Annotated in this window: 19 protein-coding genes; 16 read left to right on the top strand and 3 right to left on the bottom strand. The window is 46.2% G+C overall.

What is annotated here, in order from left to right:
* The first annotated feature begins 7 nt into the window (after positions 1–7).
* The 9 genes from nagZ (at position 8) to ACFTRD_RS18180 (ending at position 11,518) form a co-directional block, all read left to right on the top strand.
* Positions 8–1,678 (top strand): beta-N-acetylhexosaminidase, encoded by a 1,671-nt coding sequence (nagZ, locus tag ACFTRD_RS18220; RefSeq protein WP_379382437.1) that lies wholly within the window; start codon positions 8–10, stop codon positions 1,676–1,678.
* 278 nt (positions 1,679–1,956) lie between these two features.
* Entirely contained in the window at positions 1,957–4,230 is a 2,274-nt protein-coding gene (locus tag ACFTRD_RS18215) for a stalk domain-containing protein (protein ID WP_379382435.1), read from the top strand.
* 386 nt (positions 4,231–4,616) lie between these two features.
* The gene (locus tag ACFTRD_RS18210; protein ID WP_192268572.1) at positions 4,617–5,081 is read left to right on the top strand and encodes a Fur family transcriptional regulator; all 465 of its coding nucleotides are present in this window, start codon (positions 4,617–4,619) and stop codon (positions 5,079–5,081) included.
* A 2-nt stretch (positions 5,082–5,083) separates the two neighbouring features.
* The gene (gene yidD / locus ACFTRD_RS18205) at positions 5,084–5,335 is read left to right on the top strand and encodes a membrane protein insertion efficiency factor YidD (protein WP_053784390.1); all 252 of its coding nucleotides are present in this window, start codon (positions 5,084–5,086) and stop codon (positions 5,333–5,335) included.
* Between the two features lie 322 nt (positions 5,336–5,657).
* Positions 5,658–7,793 (top strand): methionine--tRNA ligase, encoded by a 2,136-nt coding sequence (gene metG, locus ACFTRD_RS18200; protein ID WP_379382432.1) that lies wholly within the window; start codon positions 5,658–5,660, stop codon positions 7,791–7,793.
* Positions 7,794–8,100: 307 nt separating this feature from the next.
* Positions 8,101–9,090 (top strand): metal ABC transporter solute-binding protein, Zn/Mn family, encoded by a 990-nt coding sequence (locus ACFTRD_RS18195; protein WP_379383113.1) that lies wholly within the window; start codon positions 8,101–8,103, stop codon positions 9,088–9,090.
* Between the two features lie 55 nt (positions 9,091–9,145).
* Positions 9,146–9,904, top strand: a complete 759-nt coding sequence (locus ACFTRD_RS18190; RefSeq protein WP_379382430.1) for a metal ABC transporter ATP-binding protein — start codon at positions 9,146–9,148, stop codon at positions 9,902–9,904.
* A gap of 49 nt (positions 9,905–9,953) precedes the next feature.
* Positions 9,954–10,757 (top strand): metal ABC transporter permease, encoded by an 804-nt coding sequence (locus tag ACFTRD_RS18185; RefSeq protein ID WP_024631018.1) that lies wholly within the window; start codon positions 9,954–9,956, stop codon positions 10,755–10,757.
* Between the two features lie 47 nt (positions 10,758–10,804).
* Positions 10,805–11,518 (top strand): cytochrome c biogenesis CcdA family protein, encoded by a 714-nt coding sequence (locus tag ACFTRD_RS18180; RefSeq protein ID WP_062324346.1) that lies wholly within the window; start codon positions 10,805–10,807, stop codon positions 11,516–11,518.
* Positions 11,519–11,649: 131 nt separating this feature from the next.
* On the opposite strand, the gene splB is transcribed toward ACFTRD_RS18180, so the two are convergent.
* Positions 11,650–12,747 carry a spore photoproduct lyase gene (gene splB, locus ACFTRD_RS18175; RefSeq protein ID WP_379382427.1) on the bottom strand — a complete coding sequence of 366 codons (1,098 nt, stop codon included), beginning with the start codon at positions 12,745–12,747 and terminating at the stop codon, positions 11,650–11,652.
* A gap of 203 nt (positions 12,748–12,950) precedes the next feature.
* Here splB and mntR point away from each other — a divergent pair, with 203 nt between their 5' ends.
* The 3 genes from mntR to ACFTRD_RS18160 all read left to right on the top strand — a co-directional run bounded on the left by mntR (position 12,951) and on the right by ACFTRD_RS18160 (position 16,272).
* Positions 12,951–13,379 carry a transcriptional regulator MntR gene (mntR, locus tag ACFTRD_RS18170; protein ID WP_062324348.1) on the top strand — a complete coding sequence of 143 codons (429 nt, stop codon included), beginning with the start codon at positions 12,951–12,953 and terminating at the stop codon, positions 13,377–13,379.
* A 208-nt stretch (positions 13,380–13,587) separates the two neighbouring features.
* On the top strand, positions 13,588–15,186 hold the full coding sequence (locus tag ACFTRD_RS18165) for a family 10 glycosylhydrolase (RefSeq protein WP_379382425.1): 1,599 nt from the start codon (positions 13,588–13,590) through the stop codon (positions 15,184–15,186).
* A gap of 84 nt (positions 15,187–15,270) precedes the next feature.
* Entirely contained in the window at positions 15,271–16,272 is a 1,002-nt protein-coding gene (locus ACFTRD_RS18160) for a patatin-like phospholipase family protein (RefSeq protein WP_379382423.1), read from the top strand.
* Between the two features lie 74 nt (positions 16,273–16,346).
* Here ACFTRD_RS18160 and ACFTRD_RS18155 read toward each other — a convergent pair whose 3' ends face one another.
* Together ACFTRD_RS18155 and ACFTRD_RS18150 are read right to left on the bottom strand one after the other, a co-directional pair.
* Complete coding sequence (locus ACFTRD_RS18155) at positions 16,347–16,679, bottom strand: hypothetical protein (protein ID WP_379382421.1); 333 nt, start codon at positions 16,677–16,679, stop codon at positions 16,347–16,349.
* Positions 16,680–16,684: 5 nt separating this feature from the next.
* The gene (locus ACFTRD_RS18150; protein WP_192268555.1) at positions 16,685–17,677 is read right to left on the bottom strand and encodes a DUF1385 domain-containing protein; all 993 of its coding nucleotides are present in this window, start codon (positions 17,675–17,677) and stop codon (positions 16,685–16,687) included.
* A gap of 215 nt (positions 17,678–17,892) precedes the next feature.
* Between ACFTRD_RS18150 and ACFTRD_RS18145 the strand changes: the two genes are divergently transcribed.
* The 4 genes from ACFTRD_RS18145 (at position 17,893) to efp (ending at position 20,959) form a co-directional block, all read left to right on the top strand.
* The gene (locus ACFTRD_RS18145; protein WP_379382419.1) at positions 17,893–18,471 is read left to right on the top strand and encodes a YqhR family membrane protein; all 579 of its coding nucleotides are present in this window, start codon (positions 17,893–17,895) and stop codon (positions 18,469–18,471) included.
* Between the two features lie 77 nt (positions 18,472–18,548).
* Complete coding sequence (gene aroQ, locus ACFTRD_RS18140) at positions 18,549–18,992, top strand: type II 3-dehydroquinate dehydratase (protein ID WP_192268551.1); 444 nt, start codon at positions 18,549–18,551, stop codon at positions 18,990–18,992.
* A 39-nt stretch (positions 18,993–19,031) separates the two neighbouring features.
* Positions 19,032–20,105, top strand: coding sequence for a M24 family metallopeptidase (locus ACFTRD_RS18135; protein WP_379382416.1), 1,074 nt, complete (start codon positions 19,032–19,034; stop codon positions 20,103–20,105).
* A gap of 296 nt (positions 20,106–20,401) precedes the next feature.
* Positions 20,402–20,959 carry an elongation factor P gene (efp, locus tag ACFTRD_RS18130; protein WP_024631007.1) on the top strand — a complete coding sequence of 186 codons (558 nt, stop codon included), beginning with the start codon at positions 20,402–20,404 and terminating at the stop codon, positions 20,957–20,959.
* Positions 20,960–21,076: the final 117 nt, after the last annotated feature.

Below are 21,076 nucleotides of genomic sequence, written 5' to 3'. Positions count from 1 at the left end.
GTGAAGCATGCGTATGAAATCAATCGATCGTCTTTCGTTGGAACAACGGGTAGGTCAGATGTTTATGTGTGGATTTCATGGACAGCACGCGGATGAACAGATCAATAAGTTGATCCGTGATTATCATGTGGGAGGCGTCATTTATTTCCGGAGAAATGTGGAAAGCGTGGGCCAGTTAACCCGTCTGTCTGCCGACTTGCAAGCGATTGCGGCGGAGGCCGGAGAATTGCCCCTGATGATCTCTGTGGATCAGGAGGGCGGTATGGTGGCCCGGATTGACAAAGAGGGAGTGACCCAGGTACCTGGCAATATGGCGCTTGGAGCAACAGGGAAGCCCGACTATACCCTTGAATGTGCCCGAATTTTAGGTCGGGAATTGAAAAGCATCGGTATCGACATGAACCTCGCTCCTGTCGTGGACGTGAATAACAATGTTCTTAATCCGGTCATCGGCGTGCGTTCCTATGGCGAGAATGCGGGAAGTGTAGCTGTCCATGGGGCAGCAGCTATCAAAGGGTACCAATCCCAGGGCATTGCTGCAACAGCCAAACATTTTCCCGGACATGGGGATACAGCTGTGGATTCTCATCTCGGCATGGTGACTGTACCTCATGATCGGGACAGGCTGGAGCAGATTGAATTGCTGCCATTCCGTCGGGCTATTGAGGCTGGAGTGGATGCCATCATGACAGCCCACGTAATCTTTCCAACCATTGAACCGGAGCCGATTCCAGCGACATTGTCACGTAAAGTGCTGACAGGCCTGTTGCGCGAAGAAATGGGATTTGACGGTATTATTATTACAGACTGTCTGGAAATGCATGCGATGTCCAAGCCCTATGGTGTACCCGAGGCCGCCATTCGTGCTGTGGAGGCAGGAGCTGATCTGGTTCTGGTCAGTCATACTCTGCAAGATCAGATCTCCGCCGTGGAAGCAGTTGTTGAAGCTGTTCAAACTGGGCGTATTGCAGAAGCAACCGTTAACCGGGCACTGGAACGTATCATTGCATGGAAGGCAGCACGTTGTGGTCAGTGGGGAAACTATCTCGTTTCCCTAGAAGCAGATGATGCAGTAGCTGCTTTACCAGATAGAACTGATGTGGGTGAGCTTTTTTTTACATCACAAGATAAGGATGAATCACCAAGATCGCTGGCCTACATCGAATCCACACTGAATGAGATCGCCTCCAATAGCATTACAGTGGTTCATGATGATGGGTTGCTTCCACTGAATCCAGAACAGGACGTGTATGTGATCTGGCCGGAAGTCGTGCAACGGACTGAAGTCGATGAACCATGGTCACATACGGATTCGCTTGGCGTGGCACTATCGCAGCGGAGAGGCAGAGTTCGGGAGCACAAAATAACCACCCAGCCAACTTATGATGAAGCGGATCGGATATTGAAGGATGTGTCGGAGGGAGATCAAATCATCGTATGTACGTATACTTCCGCTGGACATCTTCCGAAAGGACAACAGCATTTGGTTGAAAAACTTAGTGAGAAGTATTCTCTGATTGTGGTTGCTCTGCGTAATCCGTATGATCTATTGGAGATTCCAAAACCGGGATGTTATGTGTGCACATACGAGAACACGCCTGCAGTGGTTCGTACATTGTCCCTCCTGTTAACAGGTGAATTGCAGTCAACCGGAAGTCTGCCCGTCAGTTTGCGTTAGCACGTTCGAAATCTCTAAATCTCTCTGTGACGTGGTGCGATCCTCCCATGTCCTGGAGAGATTTTTTTGTTGGAATCTGCGGCAGGATTTAATACAGATTTTTCACTCCAAATCGAAAGTGTAATAGATAACTATTTTCATAGTATTTATGCTCTATTAAAAGTTTACAATTCTTATCAAATATTTTTAGCAACTTTTCCCGGTTACAAGCGTCTAATAGTATGACTTTTTGAGGGGGATATTTATAAAATGGGAGCAGAAGGAGCCAAAGACAAAGAATGAATCTGAAGAAGAAATTATCTATACTTACCGCTTTAGCTGTATTTCAAGCGTTTGCAGCGATTCCCGCGAATGCACTGGCAGCCGATCAAAGTGATACAACAACAGCAAATACAGCCACCGTTAAATCCGTAGAGGTTGTGAAGAAAGAACAAACGATCGCCGAATCGGAAGTGAAGTCCGGATCTGGTACAACTCAAACGGATAATGGAACTGTAGAAGGCACAAAAGAAGGCACAAATCCGGTGACAACTGAACCATCAGGTACGGATGTTACTCCGGTTGAACCAGTTACAGACCCTGCTGATGAAGAAGGTACGGAAGAAGAAACAACAGTTCCTACGACTCCAGTTGAGGTTGAGCAGCCATCTACAAGCGGTCAATCTGCTGCCGGAAGTAAAGGCGGAGATCTGACACTGTACATGAACAGCAATAAAATGATGCAGGACGGTAAAACCTATCTTGCCGGACAGCCAATGGCAGTTAAAAATGGAGTATCCTATGTAGCGATCCGCGCACTGGTGGACCGGGTTGGTTATAATGTTAAATATGACAATACAACCAAGGAAACCATAATTATTAGTGGCGAAGATGAGCTTCGCTTCAAAACGAACAGTACCATTTATACCGTTAACGGTGAATCCAGAACGATGAAAGGCCCTGCCTATCAACAAAAAAATACGTTCATGGTGCCACTGACTTCGATTACTCAGGCACTCAACATTACTTATAAAGTTAATCAGTCTGCCAAGACTGTTGTCCTGAACCTGAATACCAAACCGGTAGCCAGTTTCACGGTACAAAAAGAGATTTTTGCAGGAGATACGGTAACATACAGCACCAAATCCAGCTCTCCCAAAGGACTGGAAATTGTAGACGAACGCTGGACTGGCCGTCAGGATTCATTTGACCAACCAGGTACATATACGGTAACGTATGCTGTCCAGGATTCGAGTGGACAGTGGAGTGATCCGTACGCTGTAACGATTCAGGTTCAGAAACCGAATCTTCCTCCAGTCGCGATGTTTACGACAGACAAGGAAGAGTACAAAATGGGTGAAAAGATCACGTATATTGATCAAAGCACCGATGATGAAAATGCCATTGATAATGATAAAACCGTATGGGAAAACAATGCGCTGGCATTTTTTGTTCCGGGACCAAAGACTGTAACGTTAACCGTTACAGATAAACATGGTGCAAGCAACAGCTATACCAAAACCGTTAACATTACAGGTGAAACGCTGTACACCATGTCTGATTTTAATCAGTTGTTTACACCGGTAGGTGATAAGTTTATCTTCAACGGCAGTGAAGTTACTGCCATGGAGAAAGTTCCTTACACGTATTATGACGAGCCAAGTTTGCTGATTCGCAGTAACAGCCCGGAAACCGTTAATTCGGAAGGGATTGTGTACAAAGAGTCTTCCATTGGTCAGACTCGATTCATGATTCACCACGTAAACAATACAGGCAAAAGAGTGAAAATGTATGTTGTTGCAACAAATAACAATGCATATACAGCCGTATTCGAACAACAAAATATGGGCTTCGCGGGACCTACTCCGTTTGCTACCGTAGCCGGGAAATTGTCTATTGATAAATGGTTCAAGTCGATTCAGACCGGAGCCGATCAAAAGAAGGTGTATATTCAACCTGGAGAAAGCAAGTTGATTTTGACCGAACTCAATAAACTTCCGATGAAAGAAGGACAAGTTATCTCCCTCTACTCGGATGCTTTTAGTGATTATAGACTGGACTATAACATTATCATGATCGAAGAAAATAAAGATCCGATGACGGTATTGTCCACTCTGCCTGTTCTGGATCGTGATGGTGTGCACAACCGCGGTACGTATCCGAATGCAACACGTGTCATTACGTACGACCAGGAAGTAGGTTCGAAGCCTGCACGTTTGCCGCTCGGGGATAATGCAAGTGACCCGAATCTGGTCGGAACAGATCCAATGGCGTACACAGATGCTTCTAACGCGGGTAACTTCGGCGTACTGTACAAAATTACACTGAACAATGTGGCTCCTCGCACATTGATCTCGTTCAACCCTCGTGGAGGCAAATATTCAGGAGTAGCACTCGTGAATGGTCAGGTTGTTCAGGTTTCGAATGGCAAAACCTTGAGTGCGCCAAATGAACAAGGTGTGCTCTATCGTACAGGTTCATACGGCGAGAGTGTAACCATTCTGTTCTCGGCTGCACCAGGAAGCAATCTGCCAGTCAACCTGCTGTTTACACCGCTTCCGGCTGAGAAATAATCAACCTTTTCCATAGGCACGGACGGTTTGGTGTGAAGTTATATAATATTATCCTGTCACCCCAAAAGTCGCCCGAAGGATGAAGCATCTGAACCGTCAAAAGATGGAGCTGTCCCCACGTCATGCAATTGACGGGGGGCAGCTCTTTTTTGGCTCAGCTTGTAATTAGCGGTATCCGAGCGCTCTCGTTGACTATGAACTTCATTTAAGGCATTATTAGTAGTATATAAATTAAGCATAAGTATCAGCATTTTGCATAATTTGACTCCACACGCTTAGGGGTACAATTCCTAGACGAATAGAACCATTCCGACCTAGGATGGCTGGATTGAATTCGCTCTTTGGACTTATGCAGAATGCTCGTATGACAGGAGGTGCTTTTGGTCATGCTGTCGACAGAACAGATTATTACGACTATGTCCTCGCAGGGGCTTCGCATTACGGATCAGCGGAAGACACTGGCCCGGTTATTTGCCGAATCCCAGGGGTATCTGACACCCAAGGACGTCTATGAATATATGGGTAAGACATACAGCGGCCTGAGCTTTGACACGGTGTACCGGAATTTGCGGGTCATGCAGGAATTGGGTGTACTGGAGCAGGTTATCTTTGAAGATGGGGTCAAGTTCAGAGCACATTGCAGCGAGGATCACCATCACCACCATATGATTTGTCTGAAATGCCAGAAAACATATCCGATCATTTTTTGTCCGATGCAGCTTGCAGATGCGCCTGAGCAATTTCAAGTCGTCGATCATAAATTTGAAGTTTTCGGGTATTGTAAGGACTGTGCCGAACATGTACCTGCCAAAGTGTCGTCTGGACATCAGCACACTCACGGGAAGCACTGACAATGAAATTATCCCGCAGACTCGTTCAGGCTCCCATTCGGGTGTATCGCAGCTATATCTCTCCATTGAAGCCGCCGACGTGTCGATTCTATCCCACTTGCTCGGCTTACGCGATGGAGGCAATTGAGGTGCACGGTGCGTTGAAGGGATCGCTGCTTGCGGCAAAGCGCATTGCGAAATGCCATCCGTTTCATCCAGGCGGGGTGGATCTGGTGCCACCGAAGGCTGAAAAGTCTGTGATGGTATCGGATTAACGGCCCAACGTTCGTTTTTTGCAGAGTTATTTAAGAGTGCTGTCCACTTGACAAAGGAGGCAGTATTTCAGTATATTTTTCGTATAATGATTTCCAGTGAAGGGATAAGTACAGACACACCCCCAGTGCAGAGAGCCGGATGAGCTGAGAACCGGTCTGGGAGGAGGATGGAATATGGTCCCGGAGGAACCTCTTTCGAGCGTGCAGACGTTGATAAGGACGGTTGTCGTAAGGCTGAGGCGTGATCCAGCGTTAATGGGCGGTCGAAGGACCGGCAGAGCCTGTGGTTTGTGAAAAGCACGGGGAATTTGGGTGGTAACACGTGAGAGCAACTCTCGTCCCATACAGGGACGGGAGTTTTTTGTGTTCTTTTTTAGACAAAACAGTATTTCAAAAGCAGGAACATCCGAAGGAGGAGAAGTCATTAATGGCTGATCAAAAAACTTTTTATCTAACAACACCAATCTATTATCCGAGTGACAAACTGCATATTGGGCACGCGTACACAACTGTGGCGGGTGATGCCATGGTTCGTTACAAGCGTCTGCGCGGCTACGCGGTTCGTTATTTGACAGGAACCGATGAGCATGGTCAGAAGATTGAGCGCAAGGCCCAGGAGAAAGGGCAGTCACCGCAAGCTTTTGTAGACGACATCGTTGTGGGCATCAAGGAACTGTGGAACAAGCTGGACATTTCCAATGATGATTTCATTCGTACTACGGAGGAGCGGCACAAAACGGTGGTTCAGGATATCTTTGACCGTTTGCTGAAACAAGGGGATATCTACAAGGGTGAGTACGAAGGCTGGTATAGTATCCCGGATGAGACGTATTACACGGAAACCCAACTTGTGGATGTGGAGAAGAATGACAAAGGCGAGATTATCTCGGCCAAAAGCCCGGATAGTGGACATCCCGTTGAACTGGTAAAAGAAGAATCCTACTTCTTCCGGATGAGCAAGTATGCCGATCGTTTGCTGAAATATTATGAAGAGAATCCAGGTTTTATTCAGCCGGAGTCTCGCAAGAACGAAATGATCAACAACTTCATCAAGCCGGGTCTGGAAGACTTGGCCGTATCGCGGACGACATTCGAATGGGGTGTCAAAGTTAAAGGCGATCCGAAACACGTTGTATACGTATGGATCGATGCGTTGTCCAACTATATTACAGCCCTGGGCTACGGTTCATCCGATGCATCCCTGTATGACAAGTTCTGGCCTGCGGACGTACATTTGGTAGGTAAGGAGATTGTTCGTTTCCATACAATCTACTGGCCAATCATGCTGATGGCCCTGGACCTGCCGCTACCGAAAAAAGTATTTGCCCACGGTTGGTTGTTGATGAAAGACGGCAAAATGTCCAAATCCAAAGGCAATGTCGTTGACCCGGTAACCTTGATTGACCGTTATGGTCTGGATGCACTTCGTTATTACCTGCTTCGTGAAGTTCCATTTGGTTCAGATGGTACGTTTACTCCGGAAAGCTTTGTGGAACGTGTGAACTCGGACCTTGCGAATGACCTTGGAAACCTGTTGAACCGTACAGTTGCGATGGTGGACAAATATTTCGAAGGCAAGGCTCCTGCGTTTACTTCCGGTGTGACGGAGTTTGATGCATCGCTTGAAGAAGCGGGTCATGCTGCTGTGGAAAAAGTGGAGCAGGCCATGGAAAATCTGCAATTCTCTGTAGCGTTGACAGCGATCAGTCAGTTTGTGAGCCGCAGCAACAAATACATTGACGAGACTCAGCCTTGGGCTCTGGCTCGTGATGAAGCGAAGCGGAATGAACTGGCATCTGTAATGTCGCATCTGATTGAAAGCTTGCGGATTGCTTCTATCCTCTTGCAGCCGTTCCTGACACGTGCTCCACGTAAAATCTGGGAGCAGCTCGGCATTCAGGAAGGTGAACTGACGGCTTGGGATTCAGCGAAACAATGGGGCGTTATTCCAGCTGGAAATGCCTTGCAGAAGGGTGATCCGATCTTCCCACGTCTGGACTCCGAACAGGAGATTGCTTATATTTCTGAAGCGATGACTGGAGGCAAAAAAGCAGAAGCGCAGCCTGAGACAACTCTAGCTGATGCTGGAGGCTCTTCGGAAGCCGCTCAACCCGTCGCTGCACCAGAAGGCAAAGAAGAAATCGGCATTGACGATTTCGCCAAAGTGGAACTGCGTGTCGCTCAAGTTATTGCCTGTGAACCAGTCAAGAAAGCCGATAAATTGCTCAAGTTGCAGCTGGATCTGGGCTATGAACAACGTCAGGTTGTATCGGGAATTGCGAAGTTTTATTCACCTGAAGATATGGTTGGACGCAAAGTCATCTGTGTGACTAACCTCAAACCGGTGAAATTGCGCGGTGAACTGTCCCAGGGCATGATCCTGGCGGCATCCCACGGCGATCAGCTTACACTGGCAACGGTACCAGACAACATGCCTAATGGCGCACAAGTGAAATAGGATCGTGTAACCAAGGGTTTGGTTTGTATTGCTACAATAAAAGTGGCTCGATGAATAATCGGGTCACTTTTTATTTTTGGATGGAATCGGATCTGTTGCGATGAAAACAGGCATATACTGTTATGAACTCCGTGCTCAAGGAAAGAATGAATAGGACAGAGCAGCTTGACAAGTTCGTGCAGGTTACCTATAATTCTTTCAGTAATGTTTACGATTAAGAGATGCGGAGTGAATACTAGTGAAATTTTATAATGGAAGAAATCGAGACAAGGTAAACCGGACTCTAGCAACAGGTAGAAGAAGCCATCTGAAGCCGTTGCTCAGCGGTCTGCTTATTCTTAGTTTGCTGATATTGTCGGCATGCGGCCAAAATAGTTCGGAGAGTGCCAAGCTGGTGGAAGGTAAAGTGAATGTGATCACGAGCTTCTATCCTGTTTATGCGTTTACTGCGACAATAGGCGGGGAAGATGCGAATGTCATTAATTTACTGCCAACAGGTGTTGAACCACATGACTGGACGCCGAAGAGCCAAGATATCGTCAATACATCCAAAGCCCAGTTGTTCCTATACAATGGTGCAGGTCTTGAGGGATGGGTTCCCAACTTCCTGAAGTCACTGAATAGCGATACGAAGGTAAAGTCAGTTGCAGTAAGTGATGGAGTTACCCTTTTGACAGCTGAAGGTGATGATGGACACGGTCATGGCGAAGAACAGGTAGATGAACATAGTGACGAACATGCTGATGAAGCTAACGCAAAGGATATTGCAGATCATCATGTGGACCCCCATACATGGGTAAGTCCAAAATCGGCAATGGTAATGGCTGAGAATATCAAAAACAGTCTCGTTGAAGTAGATCCTGCACATCAAGAAGGATATGAACAACGCTATCAAGAGCTGCGGACCAAGCTGGAAACGCTGGATCAGCACTTTACAGATGAACTGTCCAAGGTTCCTAACAAAGAAATTGTCGTATCACACCAAGCTTTTGGGTACCTTGCACGTGATTACGGGTTGACCCAGCATGCGATTATGGGACTTTCTCCAGATGCAGAGCCCACAGGCCAGGATATTGTGAAATTGTCCAAATTGGTGAAAGATGAAGGGATTAAATATATTTTCTTCGAAGAGCTGGTATCGGACAAACTGGCGAAAACCCTTGCGAATGAAGCAGGTGTAGAGACAATGGTCCTTAATCCGGTTGAAGGTTTAACCAAAGAACAGGCTACCAACGGGGATGATTATTTCACCCTAATGGAGAAAAATTTGCAAAATCTGCTGATCGCATTAAAATAAGATAGACTGAAGGATTCGTTTGCAATCCTTATATATAATGAAGGGCGGCTTTGCCATGCAGCAAATCATGCCATTGTGTCATGATCCAATCATAGAGATCGAGAAACTCTCCTTTTCCTACGGTGACCAGCGAGTGATCGAAAATCTTGATTTTATGGTCCAGGAAAGGGATTTTGTCGGGATTATCGGTTCAAACGGGGCAGGCAAAACGACACTGTTACGGATGTTGGTTGGACTCTTGCCTCCAGCTGAGGGAGATATCAAGCTGTTCGGACAGTCGATTCGCCGATTCAAGGATTGGGAACGAATTGGTTATGTTCCTCAAAAAAATGCGTTTAACCCATTGTTTCCTGCCACGGTAAGGGAAGTCGTGATGTCCGGTTTGTACAATAATAAAAATATGTTCCGCCGAATGTCCCGTAAATGTCAGCAGCAGTGCACAGATGCCCTGCAAGTGATGCGGATTGAGGACCTGGCGAACAAACGGATCGGACAACTGTCGGGCGGACAGCAGCAGCGCGTATTTTTGGCACGTGCGCTTATTAATCACCCTGATCTGCTGATTCTGGACGAACCCACAGTGGGTATTGATGCCGAATCCCAGGCCAGCTTTTTTGAACTCATTACCCATATGCATGAACACCACCGGATGACATTCCTGATGGTTTCGCATGATATGGATCGGATGGAGAGTTATCTCGGTTCCAAAGCGGCAGCGACGAACGGAAAAATACATTTCCATGTCCGTCATTCCCATGAGGTGGAAGACTGTGCCGAGACGAATTTGCAGCATACCACCACCCAGGTGCGTTAGACCGAGTACACAAGCAGATTAGAGCAAGGCCGAAGGAGTCGTGTGTGTTTTGGAAATTTTAATGAGTGATTTTTTTCAGCGGGCGCTGGCAGGGGGATTGCTAATCGGAATCACTGCACCCTTGATCGGATTGTTTTTGGTGCTTCGGCGTTTATCCATGATCGGGGACACCTTGTCTCATGTGACTATTGCCGGTGTTGCACTCGGATTCCTGATTGAAGTGTATCCGATAGCCGTTGGCCTTATTTTTGCCGTGCTTGCATCATTTGCGATAGAAAAGCTGCGCAAGGCGTACAAGAGTTACGCCGAATTATCGATTGCAATCATCATGTCCGGTGGAGTGGCGCTGGCTTCGTTGTTTTTCACGCTGGGCAAAGGATATAATACAGATGTTATGAGTTACCTGTTCGGCAGTATTTATACACTAGACTCCACGGATTTGAAACTGGTTGGTGTGGTTACACTGATCGTGGTCATCGTTGTAGCGCTGTTACATAAGGAGTTTTTCCTGCTCAGCTTTGAAGAGGATGCCGCAGCGGTTACCGGATTGCCTGTGAAACTGTTGAACATGCTGATTACCGTGATGACCGCCCTGGTCATTAGTACGGCCATCAAAATCGTTGGTGCATTGTTGGTATCGGCATTGCTGACCATTCCGGTAGCTGTGAGCTTGCTCATGGCACGAAGTTTCAAATCGGCGATCATATTGTCCGTGGTCATTGGTGAAATAGCAGTGGTCATTGGATTGGTTGTGGCGGGTATCTGGAACCTTGCCCCGGGAGCGACGATTGTACTTTTGCTTATCATGATGCTGATTCTTACGATGATTGGAAAAAAAGGGTTCCGAGCCTAAGTCTAACATGAGCAAGTGAGCCCCCAGGGAAGGGAGATATCCGCTTCATGCCTGATGTTAATGTATGGCTGGCTTTTGTAGCAGGATTAGCTTCGTTTATATCGCCATGCTGTCTTCCGCTGTATCCTTCGTACCTCTCTTACATTACAGGGATGACGGTGCAACGGTTAAAGGATGAGCGCAATCAGCGTGAAGTTCGCTTCAAGACGTTGACTCATACGCTGGCGTTTATTTTGGGCTTCTCGGCTGTATTTTATTCGCTGGGGCTGGGAGCCGGATTGTTTGGTCAATTTTTCAATGATAACCGTGATCTCATTCGTCAATTATCTGCGATCCTGATTATGTTAATGGGGTTATTCTTGCTTGGTTTGTTCAAACCGCAGTTCCTGATGAAAGAACGCAAGATGGATATGAAATGGAAACCTGCGGGCTACTTGGGCTCATTTATATTTGGCATTGGCTTTTCGGCAGGCTGGTCGCCTTGTATTGGACCAATCCTGACCGCCATTATCGCGATGGCTGCGAGCGAGCCGACGACCTGGTTGGCATTGATTACTGGCTATACAGCCGGATTTGCATTACCTTTTTTCATACTGGCCTTTTTTATCGGCTCTACACGCTGGATTTTGCGATACTCCAATATCATGATGAAGGTGGGGGGCGCATTAATGCTGTTCCTCGGTGTACTGTTATTTACCGATCAGATGACCAAAATTACGATCTGGCTACAGCAAATTACACCTGACTGGATGATTATCTAGACTGGGAATTTTCGTCCATGATCAAAATAAGAACAAAGCAGGCTGCATGCACCAGACAATTCTGGCTCATGTAACCTGCTTTTTTAATCAGAACCTGTGTGGGGCGCCATATGTTCAGTGCACTTTATGTTTTAAGTGAAGTAATCAATGTTGGCCAGTGGGAAATGCTCAAAAATGCGCTCAGTAATATACTCGCGCAGGGCATCCTGCTGGTCATCCTTATACACATACTTGTACTGGCCCCAACGACCCCATTTCATTTTACGCTTTTCGATATCCATCTCAAGTTTCGTTTTGGGATAACGCTTCTCAATCGTCGCTTTGGCTGTTTTGGTGAATCGATGCTGAATCATCTCAAAGGTTAAATCTTTGGTTGCTTCGTCGGGGAGTGTATCGGCAAGCTTTTGTAAAAGCTCACTATACCCTTCTTCCCATCCGTCGTACCACATGATTGGGGCAATAATGAATCCGAGCGGATAACCGGCATGAGCTATTTTACCTGCGGCTTCTATACGCTCTTCAAACCGTGAGGTAGCTGGCTCAAAATTTTTGATCACATAATCGGAATTCACGCTGAAACGAATACGAGTGTGTCCGTTATGCTTGATATTTAATAAAGGATCAACATGATGATATTTGGTTACAAAGCGAAGTCGCCCGTGCTCCTCATCAGCCATAAAACGAATCAGGTCGCCGAGGTTTCCCGTAATATGTTCCAGTCCTACTGGATCGGATGTACACGCCGCCTCGAAACGAGTAAGTTCAGGTGCACGTTCCTCGATGTATCCTTTGGCTGCCTGAATAATCTCTTCCGTGTTTACATAGACACGGACATAAGGTTTGGCCCCGAGCGTCGTTTGAAGATAACAATAATGACAGTGGCCCATACAGCCTGTGGAGATGGGAATAGCGTATTCGGCTGATGGCTTGGATTGATCAAATTTAAGTGTTTTACGTACACCGACGACAAGGGTTCGTTTGGCCATTCGGTACTTTTCCTGTTCCGTTTCACCGGGGAGATTGGTAATTCGATTATGGGATGTTGTCATTTGATATGGGATATCCCTGGATGTAACCCATTCCATAATCCGTTTGCCTTTCTCATATTCAAGCGCTCCAGGTTCAAAATACACCAAATCGGGAATAAAAGGTTTAGTTCCCTTTACTTTGCGAACGGGTGGATGCGCTACACTTGTACTCACAAAATCACTCCTTTCATTACGGAACATTGCTTAGTGTGCCTCGTTTGCAGATAAGTCAGCCTTGCCAATACTTTCGCAAGGAGTGCCTGTTAAGTAATGAGAAGTGTTTAATGAACAGTAACAAGTGAATGAATTGTGCAGGACTTGCCAATGCGTATTGATAACATGTATCATTATAAGATAGGGACCAGGCAAGAATATTGTCGGTCAGAGAGAAGAGAGGGAAGCAGATGCCAACGCCCAGTATGGAAGATTATTTGGAGCGTATATACAAATTAATTGATGAAAAGGGCTATGCTCGTGTGTCTGATATAGCTGAAGGTTTGGAAGTGCATCCTTCATCAGTGACGAAGATGATCCAAAAGCTGGACAAAGACGAGTACCTGATCTATGAGAAGTACCGCGGGCTGGTGCTTACGCCAAAAGGCAAAAAAATGGGCAAACGTTTGATGGAGCGCCATCATCTGCTTGAACAATTTTTGACGACCATTGGTGTTCAGGAAGAAAATATCTACCAGGATGTTGAAGGAATTGAACACCATCTCAGTTGGGATTCCATTACCTGCATTGAGTCTTTAGTTGAATACTTCCGACAGGATGAAAGTAGATTACGTGATCTGAAAAGTATTCAGGATGTCATGAGCAATACCGAATCCTAGGGTGTAAGCCAGACCTCACTTTGTAAATTGAAGTGCATATCCATCCAAAATCAGAAGATGTTTCTCGCCATGAAAAAGGGCGGAGAAGCATCTTTTTGCTTTTTTTGACCAAAATTTGAGATTATTCGCAACTAAACAAACCGTTGAAGCGTCTATTAAACTAGCAGAATTTGCCGCGAATTTATAATTATTTTGGAGGATTGCACTGATGAAGTTTCGTAAAGGATTAATGCTGCTGCTTATTTTTGTTCTAGGTCTACAATCAGCAGGTATGACGGCGCAGGCAGCCAGTCAAAAGGAAATTGTTATTTATTTGGATGGTCAACGTCTGGAATCGGATGTATCACCTTACATTTTACCGAAAGTCAATGTTACCATGGTGCCACTTCGGGTCATTAGCGAGGGACTGGGGGCGTCTGTGCTATGGTCTCAAGCTACACGCACCGTTACAATCAAGAAATCCGATTCAATCATTACGATGACGAGTGGACGCCAGCAGGCAACGGTGGATAGTACTGTAGTGGATCTTGATGCTTCCGTTGAGTTAAAGCAGGGTCGTGTCATGGTGCCGATTCGATTTGTCAGTGAGAATCTTGGAATTCAGGTGACCTGGAACCAGTCCGCGCAGACAATTGATCTGACAACAGGAAATGAGCCGAATCCTACTCCTGTTACACCAGCAGAACCTGGAGGCACAGGAAATATACCAAATACGGATGAGATGCGAGGAGCCTGGATCTCAACTGTAAACGGTGATTGGCCTACATCTGGTGCCAAAGGAAACGTGGAGAAACAAAAGCTGGAGTACATTCAGCAGCTTGATACGTTGAAGGACATGGGAATTAACGCCGTATTTGTTCAAGTGCGAGCCAATGGGGATGCGATCTATCCATCAAGTCTTGTACCGTGGAACAGCGTTCTTACAGGAACACAGGGGAAAGACCCAGGGTACGATCCACTTGCATTCATGATCGAGGAAGCTCACAAACGCGGTCTTGAGTTCCATGCATGGTTCAACCCATTCCGAGCAACCAATTCGGCAAGTACAACCGGGCTCGCCTCCAATCATGTATCCAAGCTGCACCCGGACTGGATCGTGAACGCATCCGGCAAATTGTATATTAATCCGGGTATTCCGGAAGCGAGACAGCATATTATTGATACTATCATGGAAGTGGTCAATCAGTATGAGATTGATGGTGTACATCTGGATGACTATTTCTATCCGTCGAATGTCACATTCAATGATGACGCTGCGTTCAAAGCGTACAACACAATGAATACGAAAGATCGTGCAGAATGGCGCCGTGATAATATCAATCAATTCGTCAAGCAGCTCGGAGAGAGCATTCATCATGTGAAATCGGGCGTTGAATACGGAATTAGCCCATTTGGAGTATGGCGTAACAAATCTGTTGACCTGACAGGTTCCGATACGAAAGCAGGGGTAACCGCTTATGATAGCATGAATGCGGATGTACGGACATGGATCAAGCAGGAATGGATCGACTATGTTGCACCGCAAGTGTACTGGAGCATGACACTCAGTGCAGCACGATATGACAAGGTGGTTGACTGGTGGGCCAATGAGGTGGCAAATACAAATGTGAAATTGTATATTGGTCACTCGCCCTATAAGCTGGGCACACCCGAAATTGGTTGGCAAACGTCACAGGAAATTATTGATCAGCTGATATACAATGAGAAATATGATACGGTGAAAGGGGATATTTTCTTCAGTTCACAATACCTGACGAAAAGTCCGCTCGGCTTGATCGCGAAACTAAAAGCCTATTATGGACTTTAAAACATTTTAACGTAATAAGACCAACCCCTGTTCTCATACAGTGGCAGTAGTAACATGGACTGCCTGGAGAACGGGGGTTTTATTGTGTTAGTTAATGGGGTATTTGAAGGTGGCGGCGTAAAAGGAATTTCGCTCGCAGGTGCCGTAAAAAGTGCTGAAGATCACGGTGTCGAATTTAATCGTGTGGCGGGCACATCATCCGGCTCCATCGTAGCGGCATTGCTCGCAGCGGGATATCCAGCTGAAGAGATGAAGGGGATTATTGAGAATACACCGTTTGCCTCGTTGCTGCGGCGTTCTCCCCTATTTGATATAAGGTGGATCGGCCCGGCAGCAAGATTGTTTTTGAAGAAAGGACTGTACTCTGGGGAAGCACTGGAATCGTGGATTCGGGATATGCTGAAAAAAAAGGGGGTTCGGACGTTTGCTGATCTGCCGCCAGGCAAGTTGCTAATCATCGCATCAGACATTTCCAATGGCAACATTTTGGTGCTGCCTGACGATATAAAACGCTTTGGTATAGATCCAGCGAAGCTGGAGGTAGCCAAAGCGGTACGCATGAGTTGCAGTATCCCCTATTTCTTCGACCCGGTAGCGATTCGCAGATCCCCGGTCCTGTCCAAAGGTTTACGTTTTGCAGACCAGTTTGTTTACATCGTCGATGGGGCACTGCTGAGTAACTTTCCCCTCTGGCTGTTCGACGGGGAGCGAACAGAACGGGGAGGAGATATTATCCCTGTTATCGGGTTTAAAATGGTCGGGAAAACGGAAGGTGAGCCATCGAGAATCAGGGGGCCCCTCAGTATGCTCCAGGCACTGGTTGAAACGATGCTTACTGCCCATGATGAGCGCTACATTGAACAGATCAATCGTTTCCGAACAGTGAAAATTCCCACCCTTGGCATTAAACCTACGGAATTTCATCTTTCTGTGGAAGACAGTACAGCCTTATATCAATCCGGGGTTACCGCAGGCACAGAATTTTTCAGGGGGTGGAATACCAAGATCTATGGTGAACAGCTGGACAAACAGCGACGAGAGCTAAGAAAGAGACAAGCGGATACGCCCCCTCTAACACCTGTATAAAAATGAAACTGAAAAAGCAATTCTCCGCTTGTTGGGAGAATTGCTTTTCTGTGTGTTCAGCCGAAATCAGTGTTTTAGTGATACTTGGGTACGTCTTCGTCGCTTTTACCCTTTTGCCCTTGAATGACTTGGAAAGGGTAATCTTTACGTTTTTTTGAAGAACTGCTGCTCTTTCTGGCGCCGGACTGAGCATTAACTTTAGCCATGGTCCGAGCCGATGGCTTGATCTTCGGTGATGATGTCTTGCGTGCAAAGCGGCGGGGCGGATATTTATATAGCAGGAACACAACTCCGAACACGATTAGGGGTATCACAAATTGAGATACACCTTTACTCCACAGACTAGTCAAGATTCCAACAGCAGCCAGTGCGATGAACGTCCAAAATAGGATGGCCTGCTTCTTCATATCATTCACCCTTTCACAGGATCAAATGTTGCAACAGGAACTTCCGAAGTGGCTGATACGTTTGCAAGCTTGGCATCCAATTCACGCATACGGTTAAACGAAGCAATGGATACTTCCACCTGTTCATTCGTTGGTTCTTTGGTTGTCAGCAATTGCAGCCACAGCCCCGGGTATCCAAGATAACGAAGGACAGGGACGTCACGCACGGAGTTGGTCAACTTCAACAATTCGAACGAAATACCGAGCACGATTGGCAACAACAACAGCCGCTGCCCCATACGTTCCCATAGGTTATCGTATGTGAAGAGCGAGTACAAGAATACCCCGATAATGACAGTCAGCATAATAAAACTGCTTCCGCAACGGTAATGCAGACGGCTGTACTTCTGCACATTATCTGGGGTGAGCTCTTCTCCGGCTTCGTGAGCGCTTATGACTTTATGCTCTGCTCCGTGGTATTGGAACAGACGTTTGATCATTGGAGTCTGAGAAATCAGCCACAGATAGGCAAGCAACAGAATGAGCTTAATTCCGCCTTCCAGTAAATTATGCAAAAACTGATTGTCGAATGCATTTTTGAACAGAAAATTCTCGATGACAACGGGCAGCAACGTAAGCACAACTTTACCGAAGAGGAAAGAAAGAATAGCTACAGCGGTGACGCCAATAATCATGCTAAGGCTCCAACCTGAGCCTTCTTTTTCTTTTTGCTTCGCTTTTTCTTCGGGTTCAAGTTCATCATCAGCATAAGCGTCAGCAGAATAATTGAGATGTTTACTGCCTTTGACACTCGAATCTATAATGCTGACAATCCCGCGCAGTAATGGAATCCGCCGCAATTTCATGACCCAGGACTTGTCTTGCTTTGGGACTTCCAGATACGTAATTTCGCCGTCTTTTCTTCGAACAGCAGTAACGTTGACATGTTTACCGCCGAACATTACGCCCTCAATGACAGCTTGCCCCCCGTAGCTGACAGGCTTGGATTGTTGAGGCAAATTATTCACCTTCCTATTCTGTTCTAGGCCTTCAGTGTCGAAGACTGTTTAATAACCCTATTGTATCGAATATTGAAGGTAATTTCTAGTTTACGAGACAATCTAGAGGTGATGTTGTTAAGTTTGCCCTGATTTGAACATACTACCCGGTAGAGTTAGGACAAGAATTCGGTTATAACCCCAATGACGCGAACTGAACGTGAAGGAGAATATCAATGACAGAACATAAGGATGAACGCACATCATATATGGAAAATAAACGTTCTGATGAGCGGAATCAAAAGGACCGGGGCAGCCGCCCTACCCAGCGTCAAGGCCAGGCCCATTACTTCACCAAGCCGTTTCCCTTTGCAGTGGAGCTCGGTTTTTTCGCAGGTTTTATCTGGGGAGGCTTGCATTGGTTGTTCTATCTGCTTCATTTTACGATTGTACCATTGGGATTTTTGGCTGAGCCTTTTTTCAAGCACAATTTTATCTATACTGCAGCAGGGCATTTGACCGGCTGGCTGTTTTTTATTGTCTTTTCGGTCCTTGCCTCATTGATTTACACGTTAACTTTGAAAAAATGGAAAGGACCGCTTCCAGGCATGGGTTACGGGATTCTATGGTGGCTCATTATCTTTGTTCTGGTAGGTCCCAAACTGGATATGGTGAAGCCCATAAACCGCTTAACCTGGGATTCCATCATTACAGAATTTTGTTTCTTTTTGCTGTGGGGGCTGTTCATTGGCTACACCGTAGCTATGGAGTTCACGGATGAACGGAAACGTGAGCCGGAGCAAGCGGGAGCATAGCCGCAAAAAAGCTTCTCAATCCGGCAATGGCTGTGTTAAAATAGCAGATGGTTATTTGCAGAAAGGGTGGAGCAGCTATGAAACGGATTGTTGTAATCAATGGCCCGAACCTGAACATGCTCGGCGTACGTGAACCTGGCATCTATGGAACGCTTAGTCTGAAGGATATTGAAGAACAAATTCGCAGACAGGCGGAGGATCTTGGCGTCTCCATCGCTTTTTATCAATCCAATCATGAAGGGGACATCATTGATCGTATTCATGCAGCGATGGGCGATGCGGATGGAATCATGCTGAATGCCGGAGCGTTGACTCATTACAGTTATGCCGTGCGTGATGCAATCAATGCCGTGAAAGTTCCTACAGTAGAAGTACATCTATCCAACATTCATGCACGCGAAGAATTCAGACATCATTCAGTAATTGCTGCAGAAACAATCGGGCAAATTGCCGGATTTGGAGAAGTAAGCTATGAGCTGGGGCTGCTGGCTCTCGTGCGTCATCTGGACAAGCAAACCTGAGCCGGGGACCCGGGAATGTGAGAGAAAGAAGGGTTACCGATGGAAAACAAACGAGTAAATAAGTTGCGTGAGGCCATGCGTGAACATGAACTCACGGCTATGCTGATTACAAATCCGATCAACCGTCGTTACATGACGGGCTTTACAGGTTCAGCAGGATATGTGCTGATTACGGAACAAAAAGCATTCTTGCTGACCGATTTCCGTTATATGACACAGGCACCGCAACAAGCTAAAGGCTTTACCGTTGTGGAACATGGACCGAAACCATTGGAATCCGTACGTGATCTGCTTGCATCGGCGAATATCAAACAGGTTGGCTTTGAGCAGGATCATGTCACTTATGGTACGCATACTGCTTATGCTGAAGCACTTCAATCCATTGAATTGAAAGCTGTTTCCGGGATTGTGGAACAACTGCGCATTTTCAAGGATGAAGATGAGATCGCTGTAATGCAAAGAGCTGCGGATTTGGCAGACGCAACGTTTAGTCATGTTTTGCAATTCGCAAAACCGGGTATGACTGAACGTGAAGTGGATTTGGAGATGGAGTTTTTCATGCGCAAACATGGAGCAACCTCCTCTTCGTTCGACACCATCGTTGCATCGGGTGAACGTTCTGCTATGCCTCACGGTGTAGCAAGCAGCAAGGTCATCGGACAAAATGAGTTAATTACATTTGACTTCGGTGCACTTTTGGATGGATACTGTTCAGATCTGACACGTACCATCGCAACTGGCACGCCTGTACCTGAACTTCGTAAAATTTACGACATCGTACTGGAAGCTCAGTTACATACACTGGCTAACCTGAAACCGGGCATGACCGGACGGGAAGCAGATGCATTGGCACGTGATATCATTGCAGGACACGGATATGGAGAGCAATTCGGACACAGCACAGGCCACGGCCTAGGTATGGAAGTTCACGAGGCTCCTCGTTTATCCAAGCTGAGCGACGATGTATTGAAACCGGGCATGGTGGTAACCGTTGAACCGGGGATCTATATTGACGGCCTTGGCGGCGTGCGTATTGAGGATGACGTTGTGATAACCGAGACAGGTATACACATTTTAACGAAATCAGACAAGAAGTTCACCGTAATCGGCTAATTTACAGCCAACGGTGATATAAGGCGATTTTTAATTTATGCTTTTGAATAAGTCAACTTGAAATTCCACAATAACGGAGAGGGCAGAAAAAACCTGAAGAAGTGGAACGTTCGCCTTTATCACCGGATTTCTCCCTATTAGGATAGGGATTAAAAAGAAATCTGGGGATAACAGCGATCGGAAGGTTGTTCTGCCATCGTAGTGGTCTGTGGAATATGACGGTTTGACTTTTCAAACTTAAATTAACCCATCGTCTCATATCACCTACTTTTCAACCATATCAGGAGGGATTTTTTGTGATTTCAGTAAACGATTTTAAAACAGGCTTGACCGTACAAGTAGACAACGACATCTATACCGTACTTGATTTCCAACATGTTAAACCAGGTAAAGGCGCTGCCTTCGTACGTTCCAAACTGAAAAACCTGCGCAACGGTAACACCGTTGAGAAAACATTCCGTGCAGGTGAAACCATTGGCCGTGCCATCATCGAAAACCGTGGCGTTTCTTACCTCTATGCTAGCGGTACAGAGCATACGTTCATGGACAACGAAACATATGATCAGTTCACACTGACAAGCGACCAACTGGAGTGGGAATTGAACTTCCTCAAAGAGAACATGAACGTAAAAATCGTTAGCTACCAAGGTGAAATCCTCGGAATCGACTTGCCTACAAGCGTAGAGTTGAAAGTTATCGAAACAGAGCCAAGTGTAAAAGGTAACACTGCACAAGGCGCTACCAAAAACGCAAAAGTTGAAACAGGCTTAAATGTACAAGTGCCATTGTTCATCAACGAAGGCGACGTTCTGCTGATCGATACTCGTGAAGGTAAATACTCTTCTCGCGCGTAACGTTCACTTGGTGTAAGTTAAATAAAGCATGAATTCAACCCTCTGCCATTCCTTTGGCAGAGGGTTTTTTCGAAAAAAGATTAGCCTATCAGACGCTTTCGTAATATACTGGGTTAA

Origin of the sequence: Paenibacillus sp. NPDC056933, from assembly GCF_042674385.1 — a bacterium.
Taxonomy (GTDB): Bacteria; Bacillota; Bacilli; order Paenibacillales; family Paenibacillaceae; genus Paenibacillus.
This window is presented reverse-complemented; position numbering and strand designations above follow the sequence as displayed.

Excerpts from the sequence above, each read along its gene's own strand:
- nagZ (WP_379382437.1), top strand. The coding sequence starts at position 8 with ATGCGTATGAAATCAATCGATCGTCTTTCGTTGGAACAACGGGTAGGT.
- ACFTRD_RS18215 (WP_379382435.1), top strand. The coding sequence starts at position 1,957 with ATGAATCTGAAGAAGAAATTATCTATACTTACCGCTTTAGCTGTATTT.
- ACFTRD_RS18210 (WP_192268572.1), top strand. The coding sequence starts at position 4,617 with ATGCTGTCGACAGAACAGATTATTACGACTATGTCCTCGCAGGGGCTT.
- yidD (WP_053784390.1), top strand. The coding sequence starts at position 5,084 with ATGAAATTATCCCGCAGACTCGTTCAGGCTCCCATTCGGGTGTATCGC.
- ACFTRD_RS18190 (WP_379382430.1), top strand. The coding sequence starts at position 9,146 with ATGCAGCAAATCATGCCATTGTGTCATGATCCAATCATAGAGATCGAG.
- ACFTRD_RS18180 (WP_062324346.1), top strand. The coding sequence starts at position 10,805 with ATGCCTGATGTTAATGTATGGCTGGCTTTTGTAGCAGGATTAGCTTCG.
- splB (WP_379382427.1), bottom strand. The coding sequence starts at position 12,747 with ATGTTCCGTAATGAAAGGAGTGATTTTGTGAGTACAAGTGTAGCGCAT.
- mntR (WP_062324348.1), top strand. The coding sequence starts at position 12,951 with ATGCCAACGCCCAGTATGGAAGATTATTTGGAGCGTATATACAAATTA.
- ACFTRD_RS18165 (WP_379382425.1), top strand. The coding sequence starts at position 13,588 with ATGAAGTTTCGTAAAGGATTAATGCTGCTGCTTATTTTTGTTCTAGGT.
- ACFTRD_RS18155 (WP_379382421.1), bottom strand. The coding sequence starts at position 16,679 with ATGAAGAAGCAGGCCATCCTATTTTGGACGTTCATCGCACTGGCTGCT.
- ACFTRD_RS18145 (WP_379382419.1), top strand. The coding sequence starts at position 17,893 with ATGACAGAACATAAGGATGAACGCACATCATATATGGAAAATAAACGT.
- aroQ (WP_192268551.1), top strand. The coding sequence starts at position 18,549 with ATGAAACGGATTGTTGTAATCAATGGCCCGAACCTGAACATGCTCGGC.
- ACFTRD_RS18135 (WP_379382416.1), top strand. The coding sequence starts at position 19,032 with ATGGAAAACAAACGAGTAAATAAGTTGCGTGAGGCCATGCGTGAACAT.